Raw genomic sequence first — 24313 nt, 5'->3', positions numbered from 1 at the left:
TTTATTTAGTCTTTTTTCAAAGCACCCTTTAAGAAGGGTGCTTTTTATATACGCAGATTTAGTTATATAATTCTACATAAAACAAAAAATAATAATCATTATCAATAAAATGCTAGTAATATTTTGTATATTGTAATAAAATAGAAAGTAAAGATTTATATAAATAGGAGTGGAATTTAATGAAAAAAGAAGCGGGTCATAAGTTTTTGAAAAAATTAGGAAAAACAAAATTGCGTCCTGGAGGAGTTAGAGGTACAAACTTTCTTTTAGCTCATGCAGCATTTAAAGAAGGAGATGTAGTTTTAGAAGTTGCATGTAATAAAGGAGTTAATTTAATTGAATTAGCTAAAAAATATCCAAAAACAATTTTCGTAGGTATAGATGTTGATAAAGAAGCGATACAAGAAGCTAATGAAGAACTAGCTAAATATCAATATCAAAATATTAAATTTTTAAAAGCAGATGCCTTTAGAATGAAGTTTCCTGATAATACTTTTGATTATATTGTTAATGAAGCTATGCTGACAATGTTTAGCAATAAGAGTAAGGAAAGAGCTTTAAAGGAATATCTTAGAGTATTAAAACCAGGTGGGTTACTTTTAACACATGATATTGCTTTAGTAAATAATTATGAAGAAACGAGAAAACAACTGTCGGAAGCAATAAATATTAGTGTATTTCCTCTACCACAAAATGAATGGAAAGAGTTATTCTCAGAAATAGGATTTACTACTGTTAATTTTCTACAGGATGAGTTAACTCTTATGGACCCTAAAGGAATGATTACAGATGAAGGTCTAACAAATACTTTAAGAATATTAAAAAATGGTTTAAAATCAGAAAATAGAGCTCAATTTATTAAAATGAAAACTACATTTAGTAAATTAGAAAAAGATTTAAATTTTATTTGTTTTGTAAATAAAAAAGCGTTATAATAAAAATACAAGTATTTAAAATTAAAGGAGAAATGACATGGAAGTAGGAACAATTTTTCAAGATAAAGGTTTATTAAAAAAACACGATCGCTTTAAACTAGTTAAAAAAGTAGGGAAAAAAGGTGATTTAATTCAAAAACATAATCATCCAGAAGCGCTAGTAGTATTCACTGTAGTAAAAGGTGAGGTAGAAGTTCATTTAAATGACAATGAAGTTCATAAAGTAGAACCTGGTAAAGTTCTTCACTTTGATGGAGACAACTATATAAACGCAGAGTTTTTAACAGATGGAGAAGTGTTTGTTACTTTGATAACTAAGTAAACCCAAAAATAGTATAACTATAATTTTTATATGTTTTTATACAATCTAAATTACTTTAGGGAGGAAAATATATGTTAAATCAAGTTATACTAATAGGAAGACTAGTAAAAAAACCAGAGCTCAGAGAGAGTGAAAATGGAAAGAACTATTTAAAAGCAACTCTAGCTGTACAATCAGATTATAGAAAAAAAGATGGTGAATACGAAACTGACTTTTTAGAATTTACAGCATTTGGAAAAGTTGCGGAAAATACAGCTAAATATTGTGATAAAGGTAGTTTATTAAATGTCATTGGAACATTAAGTAACAATGTTTACAAAGATAAAAATGGTGTTAATCATTATCAAATGTCAGTTATTGCTACTAAAATCTCATTTTTAAGCAAAGGTAATAAAAAAGAAGAAAAACAAATAGAGGATGTATTTGTTTTAGGTCAATAAGGATAAAAGTAATTTAGATTGTTAGAAATCTTTAATGTAATTAATTGCATTAAAGATTTTTTTGTAAGGGGTAACATTTTTATATTTACTAACTTAAAAAAAGATAGTAAAATAATTAGTGTAGACAAATAATCTTAAATACAAGGAGTATCAATTTTGAAGAAGTATAAATTATCAATATTTTTAGCTAGTGCTGTATTAGGAGGAGTTGGGGCAACTTATTTAGCTGCTGAAACAAATCATGCGGCAGCAGCAGAAGTAAAAACAGAAGTAGTGGCACCTGCTAATACTAATGCAACTAGTGGAACACCAAATACAGGAGCAGCTAACACGCAAGCAACAACACCTAAAGAGGTTGCTAATATTGGTGAAATTCAAGGAGAAAGTCACCAAAGCCCACTAGTTGGTCGTGAGGTAATAGTTAATAATGTAGTTGTTACTAAAACAGATAGATCAGGGTTTTATGTACAAGATAAAGTTTCAGATAATAACCCAAAAACATCAGATGCATTATATGTTGCGTCAAAAGATAAAGTGAAAAGTGGAGATTTATTAAAAGTTCAAGGAACAGTAAAAGAAGGGTATTTAGAAGAATATGCTGTTAGATCAGGGCAGACTTTTAAAGCGCCTGTAGGTAGCCTAACTGTAACTCAAATTATTAATGCTACTATTACTAAATTAGGAGTGGCTGCTTTACCAGATGCAGTGGAATTCTCTGAAAAAATACCTAAAGACACTGTAGATAAAACACCAACAAAATATAATCCTGAAAATGAAGCTTTAGATTATTTTGAAAGCTTAGAAGGAATGCGTGTTAATATTAATAAACCTAAAATTTTGGGGCCACAATATAAAGGTGATATCTATGTATTACCAGGTAACTATAATGGACAAAAATTAAACAATATTGGTGGAGTAAATCTTCGTCCTGGTGTTCAAAATACCGAGACAATAGCTATTGAAGTTGGGAAAAATGTGGTAGCAAAAGCTAAAGATTACTTTGATGAAGATATTACAGGGGTGTTTACATATAGATATAAAACATATAGAATTGATCCATACAAAGTACCGAAAGTACAAGATGGTGGTTTAAAACGTGAAGTATCAAAAATATATCCAGCAGAAGACAAGTTAACTATTGCTTCATATAATATTGAAAACTTTTCTGCAAATAGCAAAGGAAGAGACGAAACACCAGAAGAAAAAGTAGATAAAATTGCTAAGTCATTTATAAATGAAGTTCATAGCCCAGATATTATTACATTAATTGAAGTTCAAGATAATAATGGTGGAGTAAATGACGGAACTGTAGAAGGTGTTAAGAGTGGAGAAAAACTAGCTGATAGAATTAAAAGTTTTGGTGGACCAGAATATAAATATACTGAAGTAGCTCCAATTGATGGAAAAGATGGAGGGAAACCAGGTTCAAATATTAGGGTTGCATACTTATACAATCCTAAAAGAGTAACTCTTATCGGAAAAGATAAGGGTGGAAGTGAAGAAGCTGCACGTTTTGTAGATGGACATTTAGAAAAAAACCCAGCAAGAATTGATCCAACTAATATAAACTTTGAAAAAGTAAGAAAATCATTAGCTGCTGAATTTGATTTCAAAGGTGAAAGAATAGTAGTTATTGCAAACCACCTAAAATCAAAATTAGGGGATGATGCAGTATATGGATCTAATCAACCAGCAGTAGAAAATACTAAGGCACAACGTGTAGAACAAGCAAAAATTTTAAATGCATTTGTTAGAGAGGGATTACGTCAAAATCCTAATTTAAAATTTGTTTTAACAGGAGACTTTAATGACTTTGAATTCTCTGATACAGTGAAAACAATCGTAGGTAATGAGCTTGTGAACTTAATGGCGGAACATGAAGCAGGTGATAGATACTCATACTTCTATCGTGGAAGTAACCAAAGTTTAGATAATATACTAGTTTCTAAAAATATTAAGGATAGAGTATTATTCTCACCAGTACATATTAATGCATCATTTATGGAAGAGCATGGTAGAGCCTCTGACCACGATCCAGTAGTTGTTCAAATAGACTTTAGTAAATCTGAAGAAGTAGTTAGTCCAGAAGTAACTCCTAATAAACCAGAAAATACACAAGGTAATACATCTCCAGCAGTACAAAATATAACAAAATTAAGTGCTGTTAATCACAAAGGTGAAGTTAAAATTAATTCACATTCAAATAAAAAAGAAGTATTACCAAAAACAGGTCTAGATTCATCTAGTTCATTTGGTTTAGGAATATTTGGTGTAATTGCGGCATTCTTCTTAGGTAGAAAAAAACGTAATAATTAATATAATAAAAGATATTTATAAACAAACTAAAAATCAACTCTATTTAATGGAGTTGATTTTTTTATAAATAAGGTTATTAGGAGTATAATTAATAGAGAAAAAACTAGAAATATGATAAAATTTTATAGTTAATCAAAATAATGATTGAGGAGTTTTAATCATGAAAACAATGTTATTTATTGATGGTCTTGAAGTATTTGCTAATCACGGATTATTTGAAGAAGAAAATAAATTAGGGCAAAAGTTTATTTTTGATATTGAGTGTGAATTGAATTATAAAAAAGCATTATTTAGTGACGAAATGACAGACAGTGTTAGTTATGCTGATATAGCTGATGTAGTAGTTAAAACTGCTACTGAAGACACATTTAATCTACTAGAGCGTTTAGCAGGTGAGGTACTTAAAAATATTTTTGATAGATTTCCTGAAATCAAAAATATAAAATTAAAAATTAATAAACCAGCAGCGCCTGTAAGACATCATTTTGAAAAATGCGGTGTAGAAGTAAAAACATCTCGTGAGGAGTTCTATAGATTATAATGATTATTTTAGCATTAGGAACCAATATAGAACCGAGAGAGCAATATTTAAAGGATGCACTAAGAAAACTTGAAGAAAATAATATAAAAATCATATTAAAAAGTAGTGTGTATGAGACTCCTGCTTGGGGAGGAGTAGCTGATCAAAACTTTTTAAACATGTGTATTGAAGTAGAGAGTAATTTAGATGCCTATGAACTGCTTGATACAATTCAAAAGATTGAATTGGAGTTAGGTAGAGTGCGTAAAGAACATTGGGGAAATAGAACTATTGATATTGATATAATTACATTCGATGATTTAGTATTTAATGACGAAAGATTGATTGTTCCCCATAAATATATTCATGAAAGAAATTTTGTGTTAGCACCGTTAGTAGAGATGTATGGTGATATTGAAATATCAGGGATGAATATTAAAAAATCATTAGAGAAAATTACAGAACCGATTAGAATTTTTAAAAGTAAATTATAAGATGAAAGGATAAAGAATGTTTAAAATTAGAGAAATAGAAATTCCTAATAGAGTAGTGCTAGCACCGATGGCTGGTGTTTGTAATGCTGCTTTTAGGCTTACTGCAAAAGAATTTGGTGCAGGATTAGTATGTGCGGAGATGGTTAGTGATAAAGCTATTTTATTTAATAATAAAAAAACAATGAACATGCTTTATATTGACCCAAGAGAGCGTCCATTAAGTTTACAAATATTTGGTGGAGAGATTGATACTCTAGTAGAGGCGGCAAAATATGTTGATAAAAATACAGAAGCGGATATTATAGACTTAAATATGGGGTGTCCAGTACCAAAAATTACAAAAGTTGATGCTGGTAGTAAATTATTATTAGATCCAGATAAAGTTTATAAGGTAATTTCGAGAATAGTTGATTCAGTATCTAAGCCAGTAACCGTGAAAATGAGAATGGGTTGGGATGATGAACATATTTTTGTAATGGATAATGCTCGTAATGCTGAAAGAGCAGGAGCAAGTGCAGTAGCTATTCATGGTAGAACAAAAGTTCAAATGTATAGTGGAAAAGCAAACTGGGATGTTATTCGCGATGTAAAAAAAGAATTAAAAATCCCCGTAATTGGTAACGGAGATGTAACAACTCCAGAATTAGCAAAGAAAATGTTAGACGATACAAACTGTGATGCAGTAATGATTGGTAGAGCGGCATTAGGGAATCCATGGATGCTATACCGTACAGTTAAATATTTAGAAACAGGTGAATTAACACCAGAACCAACACCAAGAGAAAAAATTGATGTTTGTCTACTTCACTTAAGAAGACTTATGGAAATCAAACCAGAAAAAGTAGCTGTTCATGAGATGAGAAAACATGCAGCATACTATATGAAAGGTATTAAAGGTGGAGCAAAAGTAAAAAAAGAGCTTAATTACCTAAATACATATGAAGAGATGGAAAATCTGTTTGGTGAATTTTTAGATTTCTTAGAGTCTAATGAAAAACCTCAAAAGAAAGAAATAATACTTTAATTATAAAGTGGATATCAAAAGAATCTAGTCATTATTAATTTAATATGTTATAATTATCGTAGAAAAAATTGAGATAGGACGGGGAACAATGGTAAGAAAATCAAAAGTAATAGCAACTTTAGGACTTAACACTGATAGTATTTTAGAAGATATTATCACAAGTTCTGTAGATGCAGTTTTAATTGATACGTATTATGGTTCTGAAGAGGAGAATGTAGAACGTATTAAAAGAGTAAAAGAATTAAGAGAAAAATTAAATAAAAATACAGCGATTATATATGATATAGATCATATATATGCACAAAGCAAATACAAACTTATAAAAATTGATGAAAATAACGTTGATTTTGCGTGTGCTAACGATGTTGATTTTATTGCATGTCCATTTGTAAGTAATTTGGATGAAATTAAAAAGGTTAAAGATATACTGGAAAAAAATAATAAAAAAGATATTGGATTAATAGTAAAAGTAGACTGTAAAGAAGCTTATGATAACATTGATGAGATTATAAGTTTTGCAGATTCAATTATGATTAATCGTGATGAATTAGGGGTAGAAGTACCATACCAAGACTTACCTAATGTTCAAAAAGAAATCATAAGAAAAGCAAATGACAATACTAAAGAAGTAATACTAACAACTCAAATGTTACACTCTATGATATATAATCCACGACCAACAAGAGCTGAAGTATCTGATGTTGCTAATGCGATTATAGACGGAGTAGATGCAGTGATGTTAATAGAAGAAACTGCGATAGGGAACTATCCAAAAGAAGCTTTAGAAACTATTGATCGCATTATAAAATATGTTGAATCTCAAAATTCACTTACAGAAAATGATGTAAAAAATAGTGATCAAAAAATGAGTATAGCCCACGCTATTTCGATATCTACAAAACATATTATTGATTCTCTAGATGTGAATAATATTGTAACTTATACTAAGTCAGGTTCAACAGCGAAATTCATAGCGAAATATAGACCAAAAGTACCAGTTTTAGCCGTTGTACCAACAAAAGAAAAAGCTAGAAAATTAGCTTTAACTCGTGGAATAACAATATTTATTGAACCTAAAACTTTAATGATGGACGAAATGTTAGAAAATGCTGCTCTTTATTCAAAAGAATCAGGACTAGCTAAAGAAGGAGATTATATTCTAATAACTGCTGGGCAACCAGATTTAGGAAAAGAAAATACTCCACCGACAGACTTCGTAAATGTAAGAAGAGTATAAAAATAAAACCAGTTAGAAATTTCTAACTGGTTAATTTTTTTTATCATTTTTAAGAGCGAAGTAACTAATTATAGTACATATTAACATAAGTATGGTAGTTATATAAAAAGGTGTAATATATTTTTCTAACCTGAATATTTCAGGAAGTTTAGTTAGTGCTACAGGTGTTAAAATAACTCCAATATTTCCACCGACTAAAATAACACTTGTAGCAAAGTTTATATATTTATTCTCTAACTTTTTAGAAATATAAAAGAAATTAAAAGACATAGTACCAACAAAGCTAATACCTATTAAAATAGCTCCTATGGTAAACAATATTGAACTCTGGAAGATTGCAAAAATAAAACTACCACAAGTCATAAATAATAACATGATTGAAAGTGTTAAATTTTTAAATTTCTTAACTAATTCTCCAAATAAAAATCCTGAAAATATACCACTAATAGCAAGTATTGTTAGTAAATTTCGTGAAACCTCTGGATGTAGATGATATTTTTCAACAAGTAGAGTTGGAATTTTTATAGTAGCTCCCATATATGAAATACCAACTAAAAGTGTTAATAGAGTTAAGATGATTGTTTCTTTATGGAATTTTATACTGATTTGTTTACTCTCATTATTTTTAGGGTTTGGAACAAATATTAAAAATAAAATGAATATTGGCATTGCAAGAGCATAAACTAAGAATGTATATTGCACACCATATATAATTAAATAGCCTGAAATAAATGTAGTTAGTGCTTTACCAATATTTAAAAATGCAGTACGCATTCCTATCATAGTTCCACGAGTATCTTCATCAAAAAAGTCACTAATCATACTAATTGATAAAGAATTGAATAATCCAATTCCAGCACCAAGAAGTAATCTACTAATAAAAACAATTTTAAAATTTGTTGTAAAAACTGGTACTAAACCAAAAATGAAAATTATAGCTAGACCAAGTAGTACTGTATTTTTTTTGCCAATTCCTTTAATAATAAAATTACTTAATAGCACAAATACTGTAATCATCATAGCTGGAATAGTAGCTAACGATTCAACAGAAGCTAATCCTATATTAGGATTTTGAGCGTTATATAACCTGTATAAATTAGGTATGACAGGTGATATAGCAAGATGTGACATAAGTAAAATAGAGACACTAAGTAAAGAAAATTTCGCTAATGAATTTAATTTCATTGTCTTCTCCTTTGTAAATATTCTCTTAGGTTTACTAAGAGTAAAAATCTCGCATTATACAAGTATAAAGAATATTATAAAAAAGTGTCAAGAGATGAGAATTAAATAGTATCAATATTTTTTTAAAGATCATAGAAATAACTAGAGATTAAATATCCTTGCCAATAAGTATATTATCAGATAAAATATAATTAATAATAATTTTGAGAGGTTTTGATAAAATGGCAAAAGTAGAAATTAAAAGAATAGTTATGGATATGGTAGATGAGAATTGCTATATTATCTATAAAGATGGACGTGGACTTATTGTTGATCCAGGAGAAGGGTTTGAAAGAATACAAAAAGCAGTAGAAGAATTAAATGTAAAGATTGAAGCAATATTATTAACGCATGCTCATTTTGATCACATTATGTCTTTAGATGAATGTAGAAAATATTATAATGTACCTGTATATATTTCTGGTCATGAGCGTGATTGGTTAAGTAATCCAGATTTCAATGGAGCAACATCATTTAGACTAAGAAGAGCACCTATAACAGATCCAGCAGAATTTGAATTTGAAGAAAACAAAAAGTATGAATTAGCAGGTATGGAATTCACTGTATTACCGACACCTGGGCATTCACCTGGTGGAGTTTCTTTTGATTTCGGGAAATTTATAGTAGTAGGAGATGCTTTATTTAGAAGTGGATTTGGTCGTTATGATTTATATGGATCAGATTTTAAAGCTTTAAAAAACTCATTAGGAAATGTACTTTTCAAATTAGATGGAGCTAAAATAGTTTATCCAGGGCATGGTGATGAAACCACTATAAAACGTGAGCGTGATTTAAATCTTATTGGATATTAAGATTTAAAATGATTGACAAATTACTTAAAGTATATTAAAATCTAATATGCTGATAAAAGAAATATAAATACTTATCAAGAGTGAGTGAGGGATAAGGCCCGATGAACTCCGGCAACCTAATCAATTGATTAAGGTGCTTTCCTTAGCAAAGTTTACTTTGAACGATGAGGTATATAAAAAGACCTTGTCTATGGATAAGGTCTTTATTTTATTTTAAATAAAGATATTAAGGATTAAGAAGATAGTTTTGTATTGATGTCAGACGCTAAAATATTTAAGGAGAAAACAATGAGCAAAACATATTTATTTACATCAGAGTCGGTAACAGAAGGACATCCAGATAAAATAGCAGACCAAGTTTCAGATGCTATTTTAGATGAGATTTTAAAACAAGATCCATATGGACGTGTAGCTTGTGAAACATGTGTTAATACTGGACTTGCCGTATTAATTGGAGAGGTATCTACAACAGCAAATGTTGATTTCCAACAAGTAGTTAGAGATACTGTAAATGAAATAGGATATAACGATCCAACAAAAGGTTACTCTGGTGATCATATTTCAGTATTAGTAGGGTTAGATAAACAATCACCTGATATTGCATTAGGTGTTGACAACTCTTTAGAAACTAAACAAGAAAAAGAAGAAAATGAGGTTGGAGCTGGAGACCAAGGTTTAATGTTTGGATTTGCAACTAATGAAACTCCATCATATATGCCTTTACCAATTTACCTAAGTCATAAACTTTCTAAACAATTAGCAGAAGTTAGAAAAAATGGTACATTAACATACTTAGGTCCAGACGGAAAAGTTCAAGTAACAGTTGAATATGATATCAACCATAAAGTAAAAAGAATTGATACAATAGTTGTTTCAACTCAACATGCAGAAGAAATATCTCAAGAACAAATTCATGCAGATATTAAAAAATATGTAATCGAACCTTGTTTAGATAAAGAATTATTAGATGAAGATACTAAATACTTTATTAACCCAACAGGAAGATTCGTTATCGGTGGACCAGTAGGTGATGCAGGTCTAACAGGACGTAAAATTATAGTAGATACATATGGAGGGTTCTCTCGTCATGGAGGAGGAGCTTTCAGTGGTAAAGATGCTACTAAAGTGGATAGATCTGGAGCATATATGGCTAGATATATTGCTAAAAATATTGTAGCAAGTGGAATTTGTGATAAAGTAGAAGTTCAATTAGCTTATGCAATTGGTGTAGCACACCCAGTATCAATTTTTATTGAAACATTTGGAACTTCAAAAGTAGACGAAGGTGAAATTGTAAAAACTATTAAAGAAGAGTTTAGATTAACACCAAATGGTATTATTGAAACTCTTGATTTAAGAAGACCAATCTACAAAAAAACTGCAGCTTATGGTCACTTTGGTAGAGAAGATGAAGATTTCACTTGGGAAAAAACAGATAAAGTAGAATCATTCAAAAAATTATTAAAATAATAAAAAGCGTTAAAGAAACGGATTAAAATTTTTAATTCGTTTCTTTTTCTTATAATACGTTGTTGGTTCGGGGTATAGTTTATTTTTATTGCAAATTATCACAAAATGTTGTTTAATATAAATGAGGACAAGTAGTGAAAAATATATGTATAATTTGTGGAGGGACATTATGAATTTATACGAAAAAATTGGAGAAGAAAATATTGATCTATTGGTTAGTTATATGTATGATGACATAATTCCTAATGACGATAGAATAAACTTATTGTTTACTGATGGGTTTGAGAATATAAAAGTAGAACAAAAAAAATTCTTTAGATTATTTTTAGGAGAGCCGGGACATTCAGTTTTTGCAACTCCAGAACTAAGAAAAAAACATCTAAAATTACCAATATCAATTAATGAAGCAAAATATTGGTTTGAAGACTTTGAATTAGCATTATCTAGATTAGACATAGATCCAGCAATAAAAAGATTTTTAAGCCAAAAAATTAATTCATTAGCAACTCAAATGATAAATACAATATAGAAAAAAGGAATTAAAGTATTATACTTTAATTCCTTAATTTATTATGCAACTATTTCTTCTTCGTTACCTTTGGTAAAAATCTCTCTTAGGAATTCAGGACTAGCTAGCGAGATGATTTTTATTGTTGATTTAATGTTGTATAAGAATGCTTCATCTTTGTGTATTCTGTTCGCAGAGATAGCTCCTTGAATACTAGTAAACAACCATTCACTGATTGGATTACATAGGTCTTCAGGTAAATTTCTATCAAATAGACCATCAGCAAGTAGTAAACGCCAATTTTCAAGTATATCACTACATTTTTCTGCTATTAAAGGAGATAGTTCTGATGTCTCCATCGCAAGTAGAGTTAATGAAAAACCACTTCTTTTACAAGCTTTTCCTTTTGAAATAAATAAATCAAAAACAGCTAGTAAATATTCCTCTAAAGTCCCTAACTTAGGAGAAATTGATTTAAACTCTTTTTTAACGTTACAATTGATTTTTTCTAGAGCTTCTAGATAAATTTCATCTTTTCCTTTTGGGAAATAGTAATAAACGCTACCTTTAGGGGCTTTAGCTTTTTTAATTATATCCTGAACACTTGTCAGAGAATACCCCTTAGTTCAAACGTTTTGGACAGTTGTTAATATAATGTTTTCTTTAACTTTATTATTAAGTGTCATGTCGCATTCACTCCCTTACATTGAATTCTATTTTTATTATACAATATTTATATACAAAAAATCAATATTATATAACAATTTTTTTTCATTAATTTTTTATTTGAAACTAATTATGGCAGCAATGAAAACGTAATAATAATAGGATATTTACTGTTAATTCTGTATAAATAAATATTGTTTTCAAATGTGTATTATAAGAAAAATGAAAAAAACTATTTTACATATTTTTTGATTATTGCTTGAGTAAAATAAATACTAAAATAATAAAAAAAAATTCGTTTGAAATATATAACCGCATATTTGAATAAATAGTGAATTTATAGTAAAATATAACATGATATTTATTAAGGAGACTGCTATGTTTAAAAAGAAATTATTTCAATTATGTGTTGAATTAACAAATGGGGATTTAAGTTCAAAAACATTAAAAAAATTAACTAAATCAAATTTAAGTAGATTGCTTATTCAACCATTTGCAAAAACATATAATATTAATACTGATGAAATTTTAGATGAATTAGATGATTTCAAAAACTTAAATGACTTTTTCATAAGAAAACTGCGTCCAGATGCACGTCCTATAGATCAAAATGAGGATAGCTTTGTAAGTCCAACGGATGGTGTAATTTCAGAAGTAGGTGTTATTAGCGACGATAGAACATTTGTTGTAAAAAATCAAACTTATAATGTTCAGACTCTTGTTGGAGATAGTGAGTTAGCTGATAAATATAAAGATGGAACATATATGATTATATATTTGAGTCCTAGAAACTATCATAGAATTCATTTCCCAATGAATTCTCAAATAAGAGATGCTTATAGTTTAGGAAAATACTCTTATCCTGTAAATAAAATGGGGTTAGAGTTAGGTGATAATATATTAAGTTATAACTACCGACAAGTATACAGACTGAATGGGAAAATTAACTATACTCTTATTCCAGTAGGTGCTCAAAATGTGAATTCTATAATTCCTACATATGATGATATTTATGTAAAAAAAGGTGAGGAATTAGGATATTTTGAATTTGGTTCTACAGTAGTCCTGTTATTTGAGAAAAATAATATTATTTTAGAGGATAATTTAAAAGATAGAGAAATTAAAATGGGGGAAAAAATAGCTACAATCTTGTAGTTAATATGTGATTAAGTATGTTATTAAAAAAATTTTTTTTACCAGATGATTTTATAGAAAAGTATGAATTTATCGATGTAGAATACATGAATATGCATAATAAAAAGGTTATTATTTCAGACTTGGATAATACACTAATTTCATGGGATAGTAAGAAAGATACGAAAGAGCTAAACAGATGGCTTAAAAAAATGAGAAGAGCTGGATTTGATATTATAGTTGTATCTAATAATACAGAAGAGCGTGTCCAAGAATTTTGTAGACAATTAAATTTACAATATGTAGCGGGTGCTAAAAAACCATTAACTTTAGGTTTTAAAAAAGCATTAAGAAAGATGAATAGAAAACCAGAAGAGGCTATAGTATTAGGAGATCAAGTATTAACAGATGTTTTTGGTGCGAAAAGTTTAGGGGTTATGAGCGTACTAGTGAAACCTATTTCTAAAACTGATGCATTTAAAACACGAGTAAACAGATTCTTTGAAGCATTGATTATTAAAAATTTAACTAGAAGAAAAGCATTTCCTAAGATGAAAAAACTTGGATATAAACTGACTCATAAGAAAGAAAGTAGTGGAGGTTATATTGGATAATAAAATTTATTGTATTGGCTGTGGAGTAGAAATACAAAGTGAAGATCCTAAAAAACAAGGATACCTTCCAAAAAATGTTGTAGAAAAAAGTGAAGATAGTCAGCTAGTTTGTAAAAGATGTTTTAGATTAAAAAACTATAACGAGGTTTCTGATGTAGAACTAGGTGCTGATGATTTTTATCAATTGATTAAAAGTTTATCAAAAAAAGATGCATTAATAGCAAAAGTTGTAGATATCTTTGACTTTTCTGGTAGTTGGATAGAAGATGTAGTCGATATTGTTGGAAATAATAAAGATATTGTTTTAATTGCTAACAAATTAGACTTACTACCAAAATCTGTAAAACAAAACAAAATTAAACAATGGTTATTTAAAGTTTTAAAAGAAAAAGGTATTAAAGTAAAAGATATACTTTTAGTTAGCGCTATAAAAAATCAGGGTGTTGAAGAGGCGGCAGCCCGCTTAGATCAACTTAGAAACGGAAAAGATGTTTATATTATAGGTGCGACAAATGTAGGAAAATCTACTTTTATTAATAAACTTATTGAACTAACATCAGGTGATAAAAATGTTATTACAACATCACACTTCCCTGGAACGACATTAGGTATGATTGAAATACCTTTAGATCGTGCTACAAGTATATATGATACACCAGGTATTATACTTGATTATGATATTGCTCATTACCTAGATGCAAAAAGCTTAAAACTAGTAATGCCTAAAAAAGAAATTAAAGCACGTGTTTTCCAATTAAATGCAGAACAGAGCTTGTTCTTTGGAGGAATGGCGAGAATGGATTTTGTTAAAGGAGAAAGACAGAGTTTTACACTGTATGCTTCGAATTTAGTAGAAATTCACAGAACAAAATTAAGTAATGCTGATGCATTATTTGAGAAACATTTAGGACAAATGTTAAAACCACCATTTGAAGATAATATCTCTATTTTTGGGAAACAAGTTAGAAAGAGTTTTAAAATTGACAATAGAAAAACGGATATAGTCATTTCAGGTTTAGGATGGATTACTGTAAATAGTGATAGTGGATGTGAAATTGATATTTTAGTACCTGAAGAAATAGAAGTTTTTGTAAGAGAGTCAATAATTTAATAGTGTAGATAAGAAATCTATAAATATAAGAAATGAGGATATAATGTTAAAAGGAAAACAAAAAAGACAATTAAGATCATTAGCTCATCACTTATCACCAATATTTCAAGTTGGTAAGTCTGGGGTGACTAGTGAGATGATTCAAGGGATAAGAGACGCCTTAGAAAAAAGAGAATTAATAAAAGTTAGTATTTTACAAAACTGTGAAGAGGATAAAGATGTAGTGGCGGAACTTCTATCTGAAAGAACATCTTCAGAGTTAGTCCAAGTAATTGGTCATACAATTGTATTATACAAACAGAGCTCTAAAGAAAAATATAGAAAAATAGAGTTGGTGAAGTAGTATGGCAATAGCTCTTTATGGAGGAAGTTTTGATCCAATACATATTGGGCATCTAATCACTGCCACAAATGCAGTAGAAAATTATAATTTAGATAAAGTAATTTTTATTCCTTCTCATATTACTCCATTAAAAGATCGTAACTTAGAAGCTAGTGATGTAGATAGATATGAGATGATTCAACGAAGTATCAAAAATAATCCTAAGTTTATTGTTAGTGATTATGAGATAAACAATGATGGGGTAAGTTATAGTTATAATACTGTTAAATACTTTAAAGATACCTATCAAGATGAAAAAATATATTTTATTATTGGAACAGATAGAGCAAAAGATTTGAAAAAATGGTATAATATAGAGGAGCTTTCAAAACTTGTAACTTTTATATTCGTTGCTCGTGACGGTGAAAAGTTAGAAGATATAGTTGGAAAAGATGATTTTTATAAAGGGATAGATTATGAAATAATGATTTCACCTATAATAGAAATTAGCTCTAGTTTAATCAGAAATAGGATTAAACAAAATAAAAAAATTGATTATATGGTTACAGATAATTGTAAATCATATATTGAGGAGTTGAGTTTATATGGAATTTCAAGAAATTAAAGATAGAGTAAAAGAAATATTACCAGAAAAAAGATATGAACATACATTAAGAGTAGTAGAAGTAGCTAAACATTTAGCAAAAGTTCATGGAGCAAATGAAGAAAAAGCAGCTTTAGCAGCTTTAGTTCACGACGTATGTAAACCTATGGATGAAGAATTAATGAAGAAATATGTTATTCTTCACAACCTTGATGTAAAATTACTAGATTATCCAGTTGAAGTATTACATGGACCAGTAGGTAGTGCGTTTATAGAAGAAGAGTTTGGAATTGCTGATGAAGAAGTAAAATTAGCTGTTGCTAATCATACTTTTGGAAGAAAGCATATGACTCTTTTAGAAAAAATAATCTTTATTGCGGATTATATTGATCCAGCTAGAAAACACCCACATTTAAATGAAGTAACAGAAGTTGCAGAATATGATTTAGATGAAGCGGTAAGATTAGCTGCTAAATATACTTTAGTTTACTTAATTGATAATGATGAAAGAATATACCCATCATTATTAGAGTGCTATAACTATTATAATATTAAAAATTATAGAGTTGGATTCAAAGAAAAAAATAAAGAGAAAATCTTATCAGATGAAAAAACTATAACTATTAGAAATAAGAGTGAAGCACACTTCAAAAAAGGTGATTTACTAGAAGCAACAACTTATGAAGATCCAGATACAGTATTTGCGACATTAGAAGTTGATTTAGTAAAACCTGTAACGCGGGATACTTTAACAGAGCGTTATGCAAAATATTATGGAGTTACTTTAGATGAATTAATAGATAAACTAGCAAAAAGATATCCAGAAGATGATGTTCTTTATGTAGTAATGTTCCATATTATTAAAAAATAAAATAAAATAAAGAAAGAGGATGAAAATGGAAGTAGAAAATTTATTAAAAATCGTTGTAGATGCATGTGATGATAAACATGGTTATGACATTGTTGCATATGACTTAACTAATGCAGGCGTTTTATACGACTATTCAGTAATTTGTCATGCATCAACAAGCAGACAAGTAGAAGCAATTGCTCAAGAAGTAAGAGAAAAAGTTTTAGAAAGTGGAGCTACTATTTATAGTACAGAAGGTTTAAGAGAAGCTAAATGGATTCTTATGGACCTTGGAGATGTTGTTGTAAATATTATGACAAGAGATGACAGAGAGTACTATGAACTAGATGCACTATTTGAAAAATATCCTTTAAAAGGTGTTTAATATGTACGAAAATTTAAGTATTGTTTATGATAAATTGATGGATGTTGATTACGATGCTTATAAAAATATTATTAGTCAAGAATTAGGAGATAAAAAAGATCTTCTAGTTCTTGATTTAGGTTGTGGTAGTGGTACAATGTTACCTGCTTTAACAGAATATGGTCAAGTATTCGCGGTTGATAATAGTGAACAAATGCTAGCTTTAGCAAGCAGAAAAGTACCAGAGTGTAATTATTTCGCTATGGATTTATTAGAAATATCTAATTTAGGATATGAATTTGATTTTGTTCTTAGTGCCTTTGATGTTTTCAACTATCTTGAAGATTTTGAAGATTTTAATGAAGGATTAAAAGGAGTTTATGACTCATTAAAAGTAGGTGGAAAATTTGTCTTTGATCTTCATACTCCTAAAAAAATTAGAGATATGATTAATAATCAAGTGTTTGGTTATGAAGATGAAGAGATTAGTTATCTATGGTTTACCTATGAGACTGATAGAGAGTTAGAGGTAGAAAGTGAATTATCATTTTTTGTAAAAGAAGATAGCGGATTATATAGAAAGTTAGAACAATTCCATAGTCAACGAACATATGAAGTAGATGCTATTTTTAATTCTATAAAAAGTATAGGGTTTAAGATAAATGATTATTTCTGTGATTTTAACAAAAACAATAAAGATTTTGATAGTTCAGATAGAATAATTTTTATTTTGGAGAAATAGGTATAGTTTTTGATTTGATAAAGGATTATGAGTACAGTGTATGCATATTGGTCCATATGATAATGAACCTGAAACTGTTGAACTTATGCACGAACTTATGAAAAAAGAAGGCTATGAGTTGGATATATCAGATAAGAGATTTCATCATGAAATATATATTTCAGATGTTAGTAAAACTGCACCAGAAAAGGTAAAAACAATAATTAAACATCCAATTAAAAAAAATAATAAAACAGCTCAATTCAGATTATAATTTGAATTGAGTTTTTTTATGAATTGACATAGATAATTTAACATAGTATGATAGTTACAGATGTAGATAAAAATTAAAATTAAGGAAGATGTTACATGGAGATAAATATTTCAGAAGCAGAATGGGAAGTAATGAGAGTTGTTTGGAGTAATAACCAAGTAACAAGTAAACTAGTTATAGAAATCCTAAAAGAAAAAAAATCTTGGTCGGTATCTACAATAAAAACTTTACTTTCTAGATTAGTAGAAAAAGATATGCTGCAAACAGAAAAAATAGGAAATAAATTTTTATATAGTGCAAAATGCTTAGAAAATGACTGTTTAGAAGTATTAACAAGAAACTTTATAAGAAAATTCTGCTCTAAAAAAACAAAAAATATAATTAAATATGCAATTGAAGAAAATAATTTAAGTAAAAGTGATATAGATGAAGTAATTCAATTATTACAAAAAAAACGTAAATCAGCAAAAGAAGTTACCCCTTGTAATTGTATCAAGGGACAATGTACTTGTGGAAATCATAAAGAATAAGAGGTTAATTATGGATTTAAATGGAAAAAGAATTTTAATAACAGGAGCATCAAGTGGTTTAGGACGTGAACTAGCTTACCAATTTTCTCGAAAGGGAAATGTAGATCTAATTCTAGTGGCAAGAAGAAAAGAAGCGCTTGATAAGGTTGCTAAAAAATGCGAAACCCTTGGAAAAGTTACGGCTGAGACTTATTCGGTTGATATGAGCTCGCAAGAAGAAGTAGAAGGATTATTGCAAAATGTTAGTGAAATAGATATTCTTATAAACGCAGCAGGTTACGGACTAATGAAGGATTATTATGAGTTTAGTGATCATGAAGTAGTTAAAATGTTTGATACGAATGTTATAGGAACAATTCAATTGACTAGTGAGATTGCGAAAGAGATGCAAGAAAGAAAAACAGGTAGTATTGTGACGATAGCCTCTTTAGCAGGAAAGATAGCTACTCCGAAAACATCTGTATATTCTGCGACTAAGTTTGCATTAATTGGGTATTTCAATGCATTAAGATTAGAAATAAAAAAGGATAATGTGCATGTAATGACAGTTAATCCTGGACCGGTAGCTACAAACTTCTTTAATATAGCTGATAAAGATAAAACATATATAAAAGCACTAGGAAATAAATCATTAACACCTAAACTTGTGGCTTCTAAAATTATTAGAGGAATAGAAAGAGAAAAACGAGAAGTGAATTTACCATTCATATATACTTTAGGGGTGAAAATAAGCCAGTTATTCCCTAGACTTAGTGATAGAATATTAATGAATATGTTTAAATAAAAAATTTGAAACTTGCTTTTTATTTTCAAATTTGCTATAATAATAAAATGCTAGGTGGGGAGTTAGCGGTGCCCTGTACTTGCAATCCGCTTTAGCAAGGCTGAATACCGAGATGCGGGTAGAATAGGGAATGTCGAGTCTAACACGTAATGTTGAGACTGAGGCTCCTTACGACGCAGTACTTATGAACCATGTCAGGTCCGGAAGGAAGCAGCATTAAGTAAGTCTTCTGTGGGTGTAAGTTTTAGTCAAGGTTGAGTTGGCGATTAGACTAACGGTTTTTTAATCTATTCAAGTCTCGGTTGCATCTTATTATAAATCGATAACATCTAAAAGTATTAGCTTTTGGATTTTTTTTATGTAGAAGTTAAGTGAAGGAAAAATATATGAAGGAAGAAGTTATGTATCAAGGTGAAAATATAAAAGAACGTGGAAAGATTTTCATTAAATTACTTTTACCAGTATTAATTTATCAGGTAATATCCTATTCATCAGGAATGATAGGAACATTTATGGCTGGGCACTATAGCCCAACAGACCTTGCAGGTGTTAGTATGGGAGTTAATATTTGGAACCCTGTAATGTATACATTGAATGCAATAGTTCTTGCAATAGTTCCAATAGTTTCACATTTAATCGGGAAGAAAAGAGAAGAAGAAATACCAGTAATGGTTAGACAATTTTTATATATAGCAGTACTTATCAGTATTATTCTAGTAATAGCACTTAATACATTAGCTGCTCCTATTGTAGATAGTTTGGGGATGGATGCCAAAATAGCGACTATAACTAAAAATTATTTGTATTATGAAAGTTTTGGAGTGTTATCTATATTTTTATATGTAGTATTGCGTTCATTTATGGATAGTTTAGGATTAACGAGATTGTCGATGATTATGATGATAATTTCTGTACCGGTAAATGTTACTTTAGCATATGGATTTATTTTTGGTAAATTTGGTATGCCTGAATTAGGTGGTGCAGGTAACGCGATAGCTGTGTCATTAACATACACTGTGCTATTTTTTATAGCTCTTTTTTTAACTTTAAAACATCCGAAAATTAATAAATATAAAATATTTAAAAAAGAGGGTATTAGGTTTAAATATTGGGGTGAAATTTTTAAATTAGGTATTCCAATTGCGATAGCTACGGCATTAGAAACAGTAGTATTTTCTACATTGTCACTTATGGTATCCCGTTTTGATACAACGATTATAGCATCGCATCAAGCAGCGCTAAACTTTTCTGGCTTCTTGTATAGTTTACCTGTAAGTGTAGCGAATACGGCAACAATTATTGTAGCATATCATGTAGGTGCTAAAAATTATAAACTTGCAAAGAGTTATACGGCTTTGAGTGTGGCTCTTGGAGTTATTTCTTCAGGTGTTGCTGGATTAATAGTACTTCTTTTTGATACTCAAATACCTTACTTATATAGTACTGATAGTGGAGTGATAGATTTAACTGCACACTTATTAATATTTGCTATAGGATTTGCACTGTGTGATTCATTTGCATCTGCCTTAGCAGGTGTACTACGTGGTTATAAAAAAGTAGTTCCTATATGTCTAGCAATGTTTGTCGGATATTATATTGTAGGGATTCCAGTAGCGTATTATCTAGTTTTTACTAAAGGTGTAGGTATTGATGGATTATGGATAGGATGGATAATAGGTCTTGCTGTATATGCATTAGGAGTTTTAGGATACTATTTAAATCTTAGTAGAGGTATAAGTAAAAAACTTAATACAGCTAAGTAAATAAAAGATTTTGTAATAATATTATTATTGCAAAATCTTTTTTATTATATTCCTTGACTATATTTTTTAAAAACTATATAATATGATTATCGAAACTAGATTGTAAGGAGAAGAGAATTTGAAAAAAGTTTATCCGAAATGGTCTGAGTTACCTACTATTGATTTATATCTAGACCAAGTATTACTATATGTAAGTCAGTTAGATAGTTCATCAATCGTTGATGATGATAAAGGCTTAACAGCTGCGATGATAAATAATTATGTGAAAAATGGTCATCTAGATAAACCAATAAAGAAAAAATATAGTCGTAGACAATTAGCAAGATTAATAGTTATTACATGTTTAAAAAATGTATTTGCTATTCAAGAAATTAGTAAAACTATAAGTAGTTTAACAAAAGATGGCGATTCTGAAGCTATGTATGATAACTTCGTTATGTGTATGAATGAAGAGAAAAGAGAAGGTTTACCAGATGTAATAGTTTCAGCTTGTGATACTGTTAGATTATATAAAAAAACTCATGATTTAGTAGAAAAATTAAAATAAGATAATACCTGGAGGTAAATTATGTCGTGGAAGATAGTTGTAGACACTGCCTGTGATTTTAGAGAAATACCAAATAAAGCAGAAAATGTTGTCTATGAAAGGGTACCATTTACGCTTCAAATAGAAGATAAAATATATATTGATACATTGGATATGGATATAGATGAAATGATGAAAGCAATGTATGCTAGTTCGGAACCAGCTAAATCTGCTTGTCCTAGTCCAGATGCATTTTTATCAGCATATAGAGGAGCAGAAAATATAATAGTTTTAACTTTAACTGGAGGATTGTCAGGTAGTTACACTAGTGCTATCGTTGCCCAAAAAATGTTAAAGGAAGAAGATGAAAATGTCAACATTCATGTAATTAACACTCTTTCAGCGGGAGGACAAAATGATTTATTCCTTCTCAAGATAAATGAATTAATAAAAGAAGGATTATCATTTGATCAAGTAGTAGCAAGAATGAATGAATACCAAAAAAATACGAAGCTTATTTTTGCATTAGAAAAAGTAGATAATTTAGTGAAAAATGGTCGTTTATCTAAACTTGCTGCAGCTGTTGTAGGATTATTAAATATGCGTATGGTAGGAGAAGCTAGTAAAGAAGGAACATTGCATCTATTACATAAAGTTCGTGGGGAGAAGAAAGCTGTTGCTGCTGTTGTTGATGAGATGATTAAAGCAGGGTACAAGGGAGGAAGAGCAGTTATCACGCACAGAAATAATGAGAATATTTGCAAAAAAATAGAAGAGAAATTATCTGAGAAATTTTCTAATATAGAGTTTATCTCAGTACCAACTTCTGGAATCTGTAGTTTTTACGGAGAAGAAGGTGGAATACTTTTAGGATATGAAATATAATAAATAACCGAGATAGTTTAGCTATCTCGGTATTTTTATTATTTAGTATAAACTGAAACTCGTTCTTTAATATTAGAGTTTGCTTCGATAATGTCTAATATTATAATTATTAATATATAGTCTAAAAAAATTTTAGTTTTTTGAAATATAATATTACTTATATACTCCAGATATATCATATAAATAGAAGGAGTAGTGAATTGATTTAAATTAATAAAATACTATAATTATTTATAAATATGAATTTTTTTTATTATAAATGGTATAATATTATTAATAAAACTAGAAAAATGGAGGAGAATTAATTATGGTAAAGAAATTGAATGGAAAAGATATTAGTAGTGAGCAATTACTAAAGAAACGCTATATTGAAAAAATTGGAAATATTAAAAATTCTTTAGAATTATTTGAAAAATTTAGCCCATGGAATGATAATAATTTAGAAAAATTAATAGATAGTTTTTTTGAAGCAGTAAAAAAAGATAGTGATGGATTTTCTTGGTTAAATGTAGAAAAAGGTTTGCCTAATAGTTATGAAAAGAGTATTAGATATGGTATTCCAAACCACATAAAAGGTAATGTAGATGAGGCATCACTATTTTTTTGTTTAGTTAATCCCAATATTGCTGCAGTAAAAACAAATAAAGAAAAAGGTATTGGGACATATTATAATAGAGCAAAAAAAAATAGAGAGTTTAGATGAATCTTTGCGAGTTCTTGATGCTGAAGGTAAAGTGATTAAAGATAAGGAATACTTGAAGAATCATATAGTTGATATCAAAGAAAACAGTAGTATTCTATATAATGAATTAAAAATTGTAAGAAAAACTCGTTCTAAAAAAGATGGTTATTATTTAGAACATTATTTACCACATTTTATAAAGGAGTATTTAAATAAAAAGGGTACTTTTAAAGGGGTAATTGAAAATGCTTGTGATAAGGAGTGGGATAGCCTAGAGGAAATGTCAAAAAAAATAGCAAATCTTGAATCTTTTCCCTTCAGAAGTCAAAATCCAAATTTTGTAAAAGGGAGTAGTGGAGAAAATAACTTTACAAATCTTTTGATTAAATCAAATTCAAAGGTCAGTTTGTTAAGCGCAAGGGTCGTTATTTGGCGTATATTTCGCTATATCCAAACAAATGGTTCTATTAAGCCAGTATTTATTTTTAGAAGATTTAATACATTTTGGTTGCCTTCTATAACGAAAGTTTTGGAGAATGATTTAAATTTAACTTCAAAAGAGACAAACAAGATTATAGAATATCTACATGAAGAGTATTTTTTAACTGTTAGAAAACAAGAATTTGATGGTAGAACAGGCTTTTTTGGAAGAAATTTTTGTAGAAATAATGAAAAAATAAGTGATATTTGTTTTGAAGAATTAGTTAAAGAAACTTTGGGAAATATTTCAAGTGGAAAATAAATATAAATTATTATAGTTAACTATTATCTACTTTAATACTATTTGAAAAAATTAAAAATAACCAACTTTTTGTTCTGACCCCAAAAAGTTAGACTTAGGATAGCGTAGTAGTTGTAATGACTGCTACGCTATCTTTTTATATTTATACAGTCATATGTTTTATTCTATATTGCTTAGGACTTAACCATCCTAGTTTCTCTTTTATTCTCTCTTCATTATAATATTTTATATATTTTTCAATAGCTAATTTTAGCTTTCTATAACTATCATATGTAGTTCCATAATATATCTCTTGTTTTAATATCCCAAAGAAATTCTCCATTACCGAATTATCTAGACAATTTGCTTTTCTAGACATACTTTGGTATATACGTTCTTCTTTTAATCTTTTCGAGTACGCCTTCATTTGATAAGCCCACCCTTGATCAGAGTGAAAAGT

Annotated in this window: 30 protein-coding genes, 1 other RNA gene and 1 riboswitch; of the genes, 28 read left to right on the top strand and 3 right to left on the bottom strand. The window is 29.0% G+C overall.

Annotation, left to right across the window (positions count from 1 at the left end; translation table 11 throughout):
• The first annotated feature begins 179 nt into the window (after window positions 1–179).
• From T369_RS0106045 to T369_RS0106010, 8 genes are all read left to right on the top strand, one after another.
• Window positions 180–935, top strand: coding sequence for a class I SAM-dependent methyltransferase (locus T369_RS0106045; protein ID WP_031553060.1), 756 nt, complete (start codon window positions 180–182; stop codon window positions 933–935).
• Window positions 936–972: 37 nt separating this feature from the next.
• Window positions 973–1257, top strand: coding sequence for a cupin domain-containing protein (locus T369_RS0106040; RefSeq protein WP_031553056.1), 285 nt, complete (start codon window positions 973–975; stop codon window positions 1255–1257).
• Between the two features lie 71 nt (window positions 1258–1328).
• Complete coding sequence (locus T369_RS0106035) at window positions 1329–1697, top strand: single-stranded DNA-binding protein (RefSeq protein WP_031553054.1); 369 nt, start codon at window positions 1329–1331, stop codon at window positions 1695–1697.
• Window positions 1698–1853: 156 nt separating this feature from the next.
• Window positions 1854–4013 carry an endonuclease/exonuclease/phosphatase family protein gene (locus T369_RS0106030; RefSeq protein WP_031553051.1) on the top strand — a complete coding sequence of 720 codons (2160 nt, stop codon included), beginning with the start codon at window positions 1854–1856 and terminating at the stop codon, window positions 4011–4013.
• Between the two features lie 160 nt (window positions 4014–4173).
• A complete protein-coding gene (gene folB, locus T369_RS0106025) occupies window positions 4174–4554 on the top strand; it encodes a dihydroneopterin aldolase (RefSeq protein WP_031553048.1) in 381 nt (126 codons plus the stop codon).
• On the top strand, window positions 4554–5027 hold the full coding sequence (gene folK, locus T369_RS0106020; RefSeq protein WP_031553045.1) for a 2-amino-4-hydroxy-6-hydroxymethyldihydropteridine diphosphokinase: 474 nt from the start codon (window positions 4554–4556) through the stop codon (window positions 5025–5027). Before folB ends, folK begins: the two co-directional genes overlap by 1 nt.
• 16 nt (window positions 5028–5043) lie before the next feature.
• Window positions 5044–6051, top strand: a complete 1008-nt coding sequence (gene dusB, locus T369_RS0106015) for a tRNA dihydrouridine synthase DusB (RefSeq protein WP_031553042.1) — start codon at window positions 5044–5046, stop codon at window positions 6049–6051.
• Between the two features lie 88 nt (window positions 6052–6139).
• On the top strand, window positions 6140–7288 hold the full coding sequence (locus T369_RS0106010; RefSeq protein WP_031553039.1) for a pyruvate kinase: 1149 nt from the start codon (window positions 6140–6142) through the stop codon (window positions 7286–7288).
• 30 nt (window positions 7289–7318) lie between these two features.
• On the opposite strand, the gene T369_RS0106005 is transcribed toward T369_RS0106010, so the two are convergent.
• The gene (locus T369_RS0106005; protein ID WP_031553036.1) at window positions 7319–8473 is read right to left on the bottom strand and encodes an MFS transporter; all 1155 of its coding nucleotides are present in this window, start codon (window positions 8471–8473) and stop codon (window positions 7319–7321) included.
• 221 nt (window positions 8474–8694) lie between these two features.
• On the opposite strand from T369_RS0106005, the gene T369_RS0106000 reads away from it, so the two are divergent.
• The 3 genes from T369_RS0106000 (at window position 8695) to T369_RS0105990 (ending at window position 11323) form a co-directional block, all read left to right on the top strand.
• Window positions 8695–9324: an MBL fold metallo-hydrolase gene (locus T369_RS0106000; protein ID WP_031553034.1), complete on the top strand. Its 630-nt coding sequence runs from the start codon at window positions 8695–8697 to the stop codon at window positions 9322–9324.
• 68 nt (window positions 9325–9392) lie between these two features.
• Window positions 9393–9495, top strand: a riboswitch (SAM riboswitch).
• Window positions 9496–9612: 117 nt separating this feature from the next.
• Window positions 9613–10794 (top strand): methionine adenosyltransferase, encoded by a 1182-nt coding sequence (gene metK, locus T369_RS0105995; RefSeq protein ID WP_031553031.1) that lies wholly within the window; start codon window positions 9613–9615, stop codon window positions 10792–10794.
• Window positions 10795–10963: 169 nt separating this feature from the next.
• Window positions 10964–11323, top strand: coding sequence for a truncated hemoglobin (locus T369_RS0105990; RefSeq protein WP_031553028.1), 360 nt, complete (start codon window positions 10964–10966; stop codon window positions 11321–11323).
• Window positions 11324–11364: 41 nt separating this feature from the next.
• Here T369_RS0105990 and T369_RS09600 read toward each other — a convergent pair whose 3' ends face one another.
• Complete coding sequence (locus tag T369_RS09600; protein WP_411431474.1) at window positions 11365–11913, bottom strand: TetR/AcrR family transcriptional regulator; 549 nt, start codon at window positions 11911–11913, stop codon at window positions 11365–11367.
• A gap of 433 nt (window positions 11914–12346) precedes the next feature.
• On the opposite strand from T369_RS09600, the gene T369_RS0105980 reads away from it, so the two are divergent.
• The 17 genes from T369_RS0105980 to T369_RS08860 all read left to right on the top strand — a co-directional run bounded on the left by T369_RS0105980 (window position 12347) and on the right by T369_RS08860 (window position 23874).
• Window positions 12347–13123: a phosphatidylserine decarboxylase gene (locus tag T369_RS0105980; RefSeq protein WP_006364813.1), complete on the top strand. Its 777-nt coding sequence runs from the start codon at window positions 12347–12349 to the stop codon at window positions 13121–13123.
• A 17-nt stretch (window positions 13124–13140) separates the two neighbouring features.
• Complete coding sequence (locus T369_RS0105975) at window positions 13141–13716, top strand: YqeG family HAD IIIA-type phosphatase (RefSeq protein ID WP_006364812.1); 576 nt, start codon at window positions 13141–13143, stop codon at window positions 13714–13716.
• Window positions 13709–14827, top strand: a complete 1119-nt coding sequence (gene yqeH / locus T369_RS0105970) for a ribosome biogenesis GTPase YqeH (protein WP_031553022.1) — start codon at window positions 13709–13711, stop codon at window positions 14825–14827. Before T369_RS0105975 ends, yqeH begins: the two co-directional genes overlap by 8 nt.
• Before the next feature lie 43 nt (window positions 14828–14870).
• Window positions 14871–15170 (top strand): ribosome assembly RNA-binding protein YhbY, encoded by a 300-nt coding sequence (gene yhbY, locus T369_RS0105965; RefSeq protein WP_006364810.1) that lies wholly within the window; start codon window positions 14871–14873, stop codon window positions 15168–15170.
• Window position 15171: 1 nt separating this feature from the next.
• Window positions 15172–15774 carry a nicotinate-nucleotide adenylyltransferase gene (gene nadD, locus T369_RS0105960; RefSeq protein ID WP_031553019.1) on the top strand — a complete coding sequence of 201 codons (603 nt, stop codon included), beginning with the start codon at window positions 15172–15174 and terminating at the stop codon, window positions 15772–15774.
• Window positions 15755–16624, top strand: a complete 870-nt coding sequence (yqeK, locus tag T369_RS0105955) for a bis(5'-nucleosyl)-tetraphosphatase (symmetrical) YqeK (RefSeq protein ID WP_031553016.1) — start codon at window positions 15755–15757, stop codon at window positions 16622–16624. Before nadD ends, yqeK begins: the two co-directional genes overlap by 20 nt.
• A 25-nt stretch (window positions 16625–16649) precedes the next feature.
• The gene (gene rsfS, locus T369_RS0105950) at window positions 16650–16988 is read left to right on the top strand and encodes a ribosome silencing factor (RefSeq protein WP_031553013.1); all 339 of its coding nucleotides are present in this window, start codon (window positions 16650–16652) and stop codon (window positions 16986–16988) included.
• A gap of 1 nt (window position 16989) precedes the next feature.
• Window positions 16990–17709 carry a class I SAM-dependent DNA methyltransferase gene (locus tag T369_RS0105945; protein ID WP_031553010.1) on the top strand — a complete coding sequence of 240 codons (720 nt, stop codon included), beginning with the start codon at window positions 16990–16992 and terminating at the stop codon, window positions 17707–17709.
• A gap of 40 nt (window positions 17710–17749) precedes the next feature.
• Window positions 17750–17962 (top strand): GyrI-like domain-containing protein, encoded by a 213-nt coding sequence (locus T369_RS0105940; protein WP_031553008.1) that lies wholly within the window; start codon window positions 17750–17752, stop codon window positions 17960–17962.
• A gap of 95 nt (window positions 17963–18057) precedes the next feature.
• Window positions 18058–18492 carry a CopY/TcrY family copper transport repressor gene (locus tag T369_RS0105935; RefSeq protein ID WP_006364804.1) on the top strand — a complete coding sequence of 145 codons (435 nt, stop codon included), beginning with the start codon at window positions 18058–18060 and terminating at the stop codon, window positions 18490–18492.
• A gap of 10 nt (window positions 18493–18502) precedes the next feature.
• Window positions 18503–19276 (top strand): SDR family NAD(P)-dependent oxidoreductase, encoded by a 774-nt coding sequence (locus T369_RS0105930; RefSeq protein WP_031553006.1) that lies wholly within the window; start codon window positions 18503–18505, stop codon window positions 19274–19276.
• A gap of 45 nt (window positions 19277–19321) precedes the next feature.
• An RNA gene (gene ffs, locus T369_RS09105) (signal recognition particle sRNA large type) lies at window positions 19322–19586 on the top strand.
• Between the two features lie 76 nt (window positions 19587–19662).
• Entirely contained in the window at window positions 19663–21039 is a 1377-nt protein-coding gene (locus T369_RS0105925; RefSeq protein ID WP_006364802.1) for an MATE family efflux transporter, read from the top strand.
• A 118-nt stretch (window positions 21040–21157) separates the two neighbouring features.
• On the top strand, window positions 21158–21586 hold the full coding sequence (locus tag T369_RS0105920; protein ID WP_031553002.1) for a DUF1836 domain-containing protein: 429 nt from the start codon (window positions 21158–21160) through the stop codon (window positions 21584–21586).
• 21 nt (window positions 21587–21607) lie between these two features.
• Window positions 21608–22450: a DegV family protein gene (locus T369_RS0105915; RefSeq protein ID WP_031552999.1), complete on the top strand. Its 843-nt coding sequence runs from the start codon at window positions 21608–21610 to the stop codon at window positions 22448–22450.
• A 307-nt stretch (window positions 22451–22757) separates the two neighbouring features.
• Window positions 22758–23153 carry a hypothetical protein gene (locus T369_RS09410; RefSeq protein WP_210727762.1) on the top strand — a complete coding sequence of 132 codons (396 nt, stop codon included), beginning with the start codon at window positions 22758–22760 and terminating at the stop codon, window positions 23151–23153.
• On the top strand, window positions 23107–23874 hold the full coding sequence (locus T369_RS08860; RefSeq protein ID WP_210727761.1) for a hypothetical protein: 768 nt from the start codon (window positions 23107–23109) through the stop codon (window positions 23872–23874). The genes T369_RS09410 and T369_RS08860 overlap by 47 nt, the downstream gene beginning before the upstream one ends.
• A 142-nt stretch (window positions 23875–24016) precedes the next feature.
• Here T369_RS08860 and T369_RS0105905 read toward each other — a convergent pair.
• Window positions 24017–24313: IS3 family transposase (locus tag T369_RS0105905; protein WP_155835430.1), on the bottom strand; the 297-nt coding region annotated here is incomplete at its 5' end.

The organism is Gemella sanguinis ATCC 700632 (genome assembly GCF_000701685.1).
GTDB classification, from domain to species: domain Bacteria; phylum Bacillota; class Bacilli; order Staphylococcales; family Gemellaceae; genus Gemella; species Gemella sanguinis.
The sequence above is the reverse complement of the archived record's forward strand: the minus strand, read 5'-3'. Positions and strand labels throughout refer to the sequence as shown.

What these genes read in the sequence shown, in the direction of transcription:
- yqeK (WP_031553016.1), top strand. Translation starts at nt 15,755, where the DNA reads ATGGAATTTCAAGAAATTAAAGATAGAGTAAAAGAAATATTACCAGAA.
- T369_RS0105935 (WP_006364804.1), top strand. Translation starts at nt 18,058, where the DNA reads ATGGAGATAAATATTTCAGAAGCAGAATGGGAAGTAATGAGAGTTGTT.
- T369_RS0105980 (WP_006364813.1), top strand. Translation starts at nt 12,347, where the DNA reads ATGTTTAAAAAGAAATTATTTCAATTATGTGTTGAATTAACAAATGGG.
- T369_RS0105945 (WP_031553010.1), top strand. Translation starts at nt 16,990, where the DNA reads ATGTACGAAAATTTAAGTATTGTTTATGATAAATTGATGGATGTTGAT.
- metK (WP_031553031.1), top strand. Translation starts at nt 9,613, where the DNA reads ATGAGCAAAACATATTTATTTACATCAGAGTCGGTAACAGAAGGACAT.
- T369_RS0106035 (WP_031553054.1), top strand. Translation starts at nt 1,329, where the DNA reads ATGTTAAATCAAGTTATACTAATAGGAAGACTAGTAAAAAAACCAGAG.
- T369_RS0105940 (WP_031553008.1), top strand. Translation starts at nt 17,750, where the DNA reads ATGCATATTGGTCCATATGATAATGAACCTGAAACTGTTGAACTTATG.
- T369_RS0106005 (WP_031553036.1), bottom strand. Translation starts at nt 8,473, where the DNA reads ATGAAATTAAATTCATTAGCGAAATTTTCTTTACTTAGTGTCTCTATT.
- T369_RS0105925 (WP_006364802.1), top strand. Translation starts at nt 19,663, where the DNA reads ATGAAGGAAGAAGTTATGTATCAAGGTGAAAATATAAAAGAACGTGGA.
- rsfS (WP_031553013.1), top strand. Translation starts at nt 16,650, where the DNA reads ATGGAAGTAGAAAATTTATTAAAAATCGTTGTAGATGCATGTGATGAT.
- yhbY (WP_006364810.1), top strand. Translation starts at nt 14,871, where the DNA reads ATGTTAAAAGGAAAACAAAAAAGACAATTAAGATCATTAGCTCATCAC.
- nadD (WP_031553019.1), top strand. Translation starts at nt 15,172, where the DNA reads ATGGCAATAGCTCTTTATGGAGGAAGTTTTGATCCAATACATATTGGG.
- T369_RS0105975 (WP_006364812.1), top strand. Translation starts at nt 13,141, where the DNA reads ATGTTATTAAAAAAATTTTTTTTACCAGATGATTTTATAGAAAAGTAT.
- T369_RS0106040 (WP_031553056.1), top strand. Translation starts at nt 973, where the DNA reads ATGGAAGTAGGAACAATTTTTCAAGATAAAGGTTTATTAAAAAAACAC.
- T369_RS0106000 (WP_031553034.1), top strand. Translation starts at nt 8,695, where the DNA reads ATGGCAAAAGTAGAAATTAAAAGAATAGTTATGGATATGGTAGATGAG.
- T369_RS09410 (WP_210727762.1), top strand. Translation starts at nt 22,758, where the DNA reads ATGGTAAAGAAATTGAATGGAAAAGATATTAGTAGTGAGCAATTACTA.
- T369_RS0105915 (WP_031552999.1), top strand. Translation starts at nt 21,608, where the DNA reads ATGTCGTGGAAGATAGTTGTAGACACTGCCTGTGATTTTAGAGAAATA.
- folK (WP_031553045.1), top strand. Translation starts at nt 4,554, where the DNA reads ATGATTATTTTAGCATTAGGAACCAATATAGAACCGAGAGAGCAATAT.
- folB (WP_031553048.1), top strand. Translation starts at nt 4,174, where the DNA reads ATGAAAACAATGTTATTTATTGATGGTCTTGAAGTATTTGCTAATCAC.
- T369_RS0105930 (WP_031553006.1), top strand. Translation starts at nt 18,503, where the DNA reads ATGGATTTAAATGGAAAAAGAATTTTAATAACAGGAGCATCAAGTGGT.
- T369_RS0106045 (WP_031553060.1), top strand. Translation starts at nt 180, where the DNA reads ATGAAAAAAGAAGCGGGTCATAAGTTTTTGAAAAAATTAGGAAAAACA.
- T369_RS0106010 (WP_031553039.1), top strand. Translation starts at nt 6,140, where the DNA reads ATGGTAAGAAAATCAAAAGTAATAGCAACTTTAGGACTTAACACTGAT.
- dusB (WP_031553042.1), top strand. Translation starts at nt 5,044, where the DNA reads ATGTTTAAAATTAGAGAAATAGAAATTCCTAATAGAGTAGTGCTAGCA.
- T369_RS0105990 (WP_031553028.1), top strand. Translation starts at nt 10,964, where the DNA reads ATGAATTTATACGAAAAAATTGGAGAAGAAAATATTGATCTATTGGTT.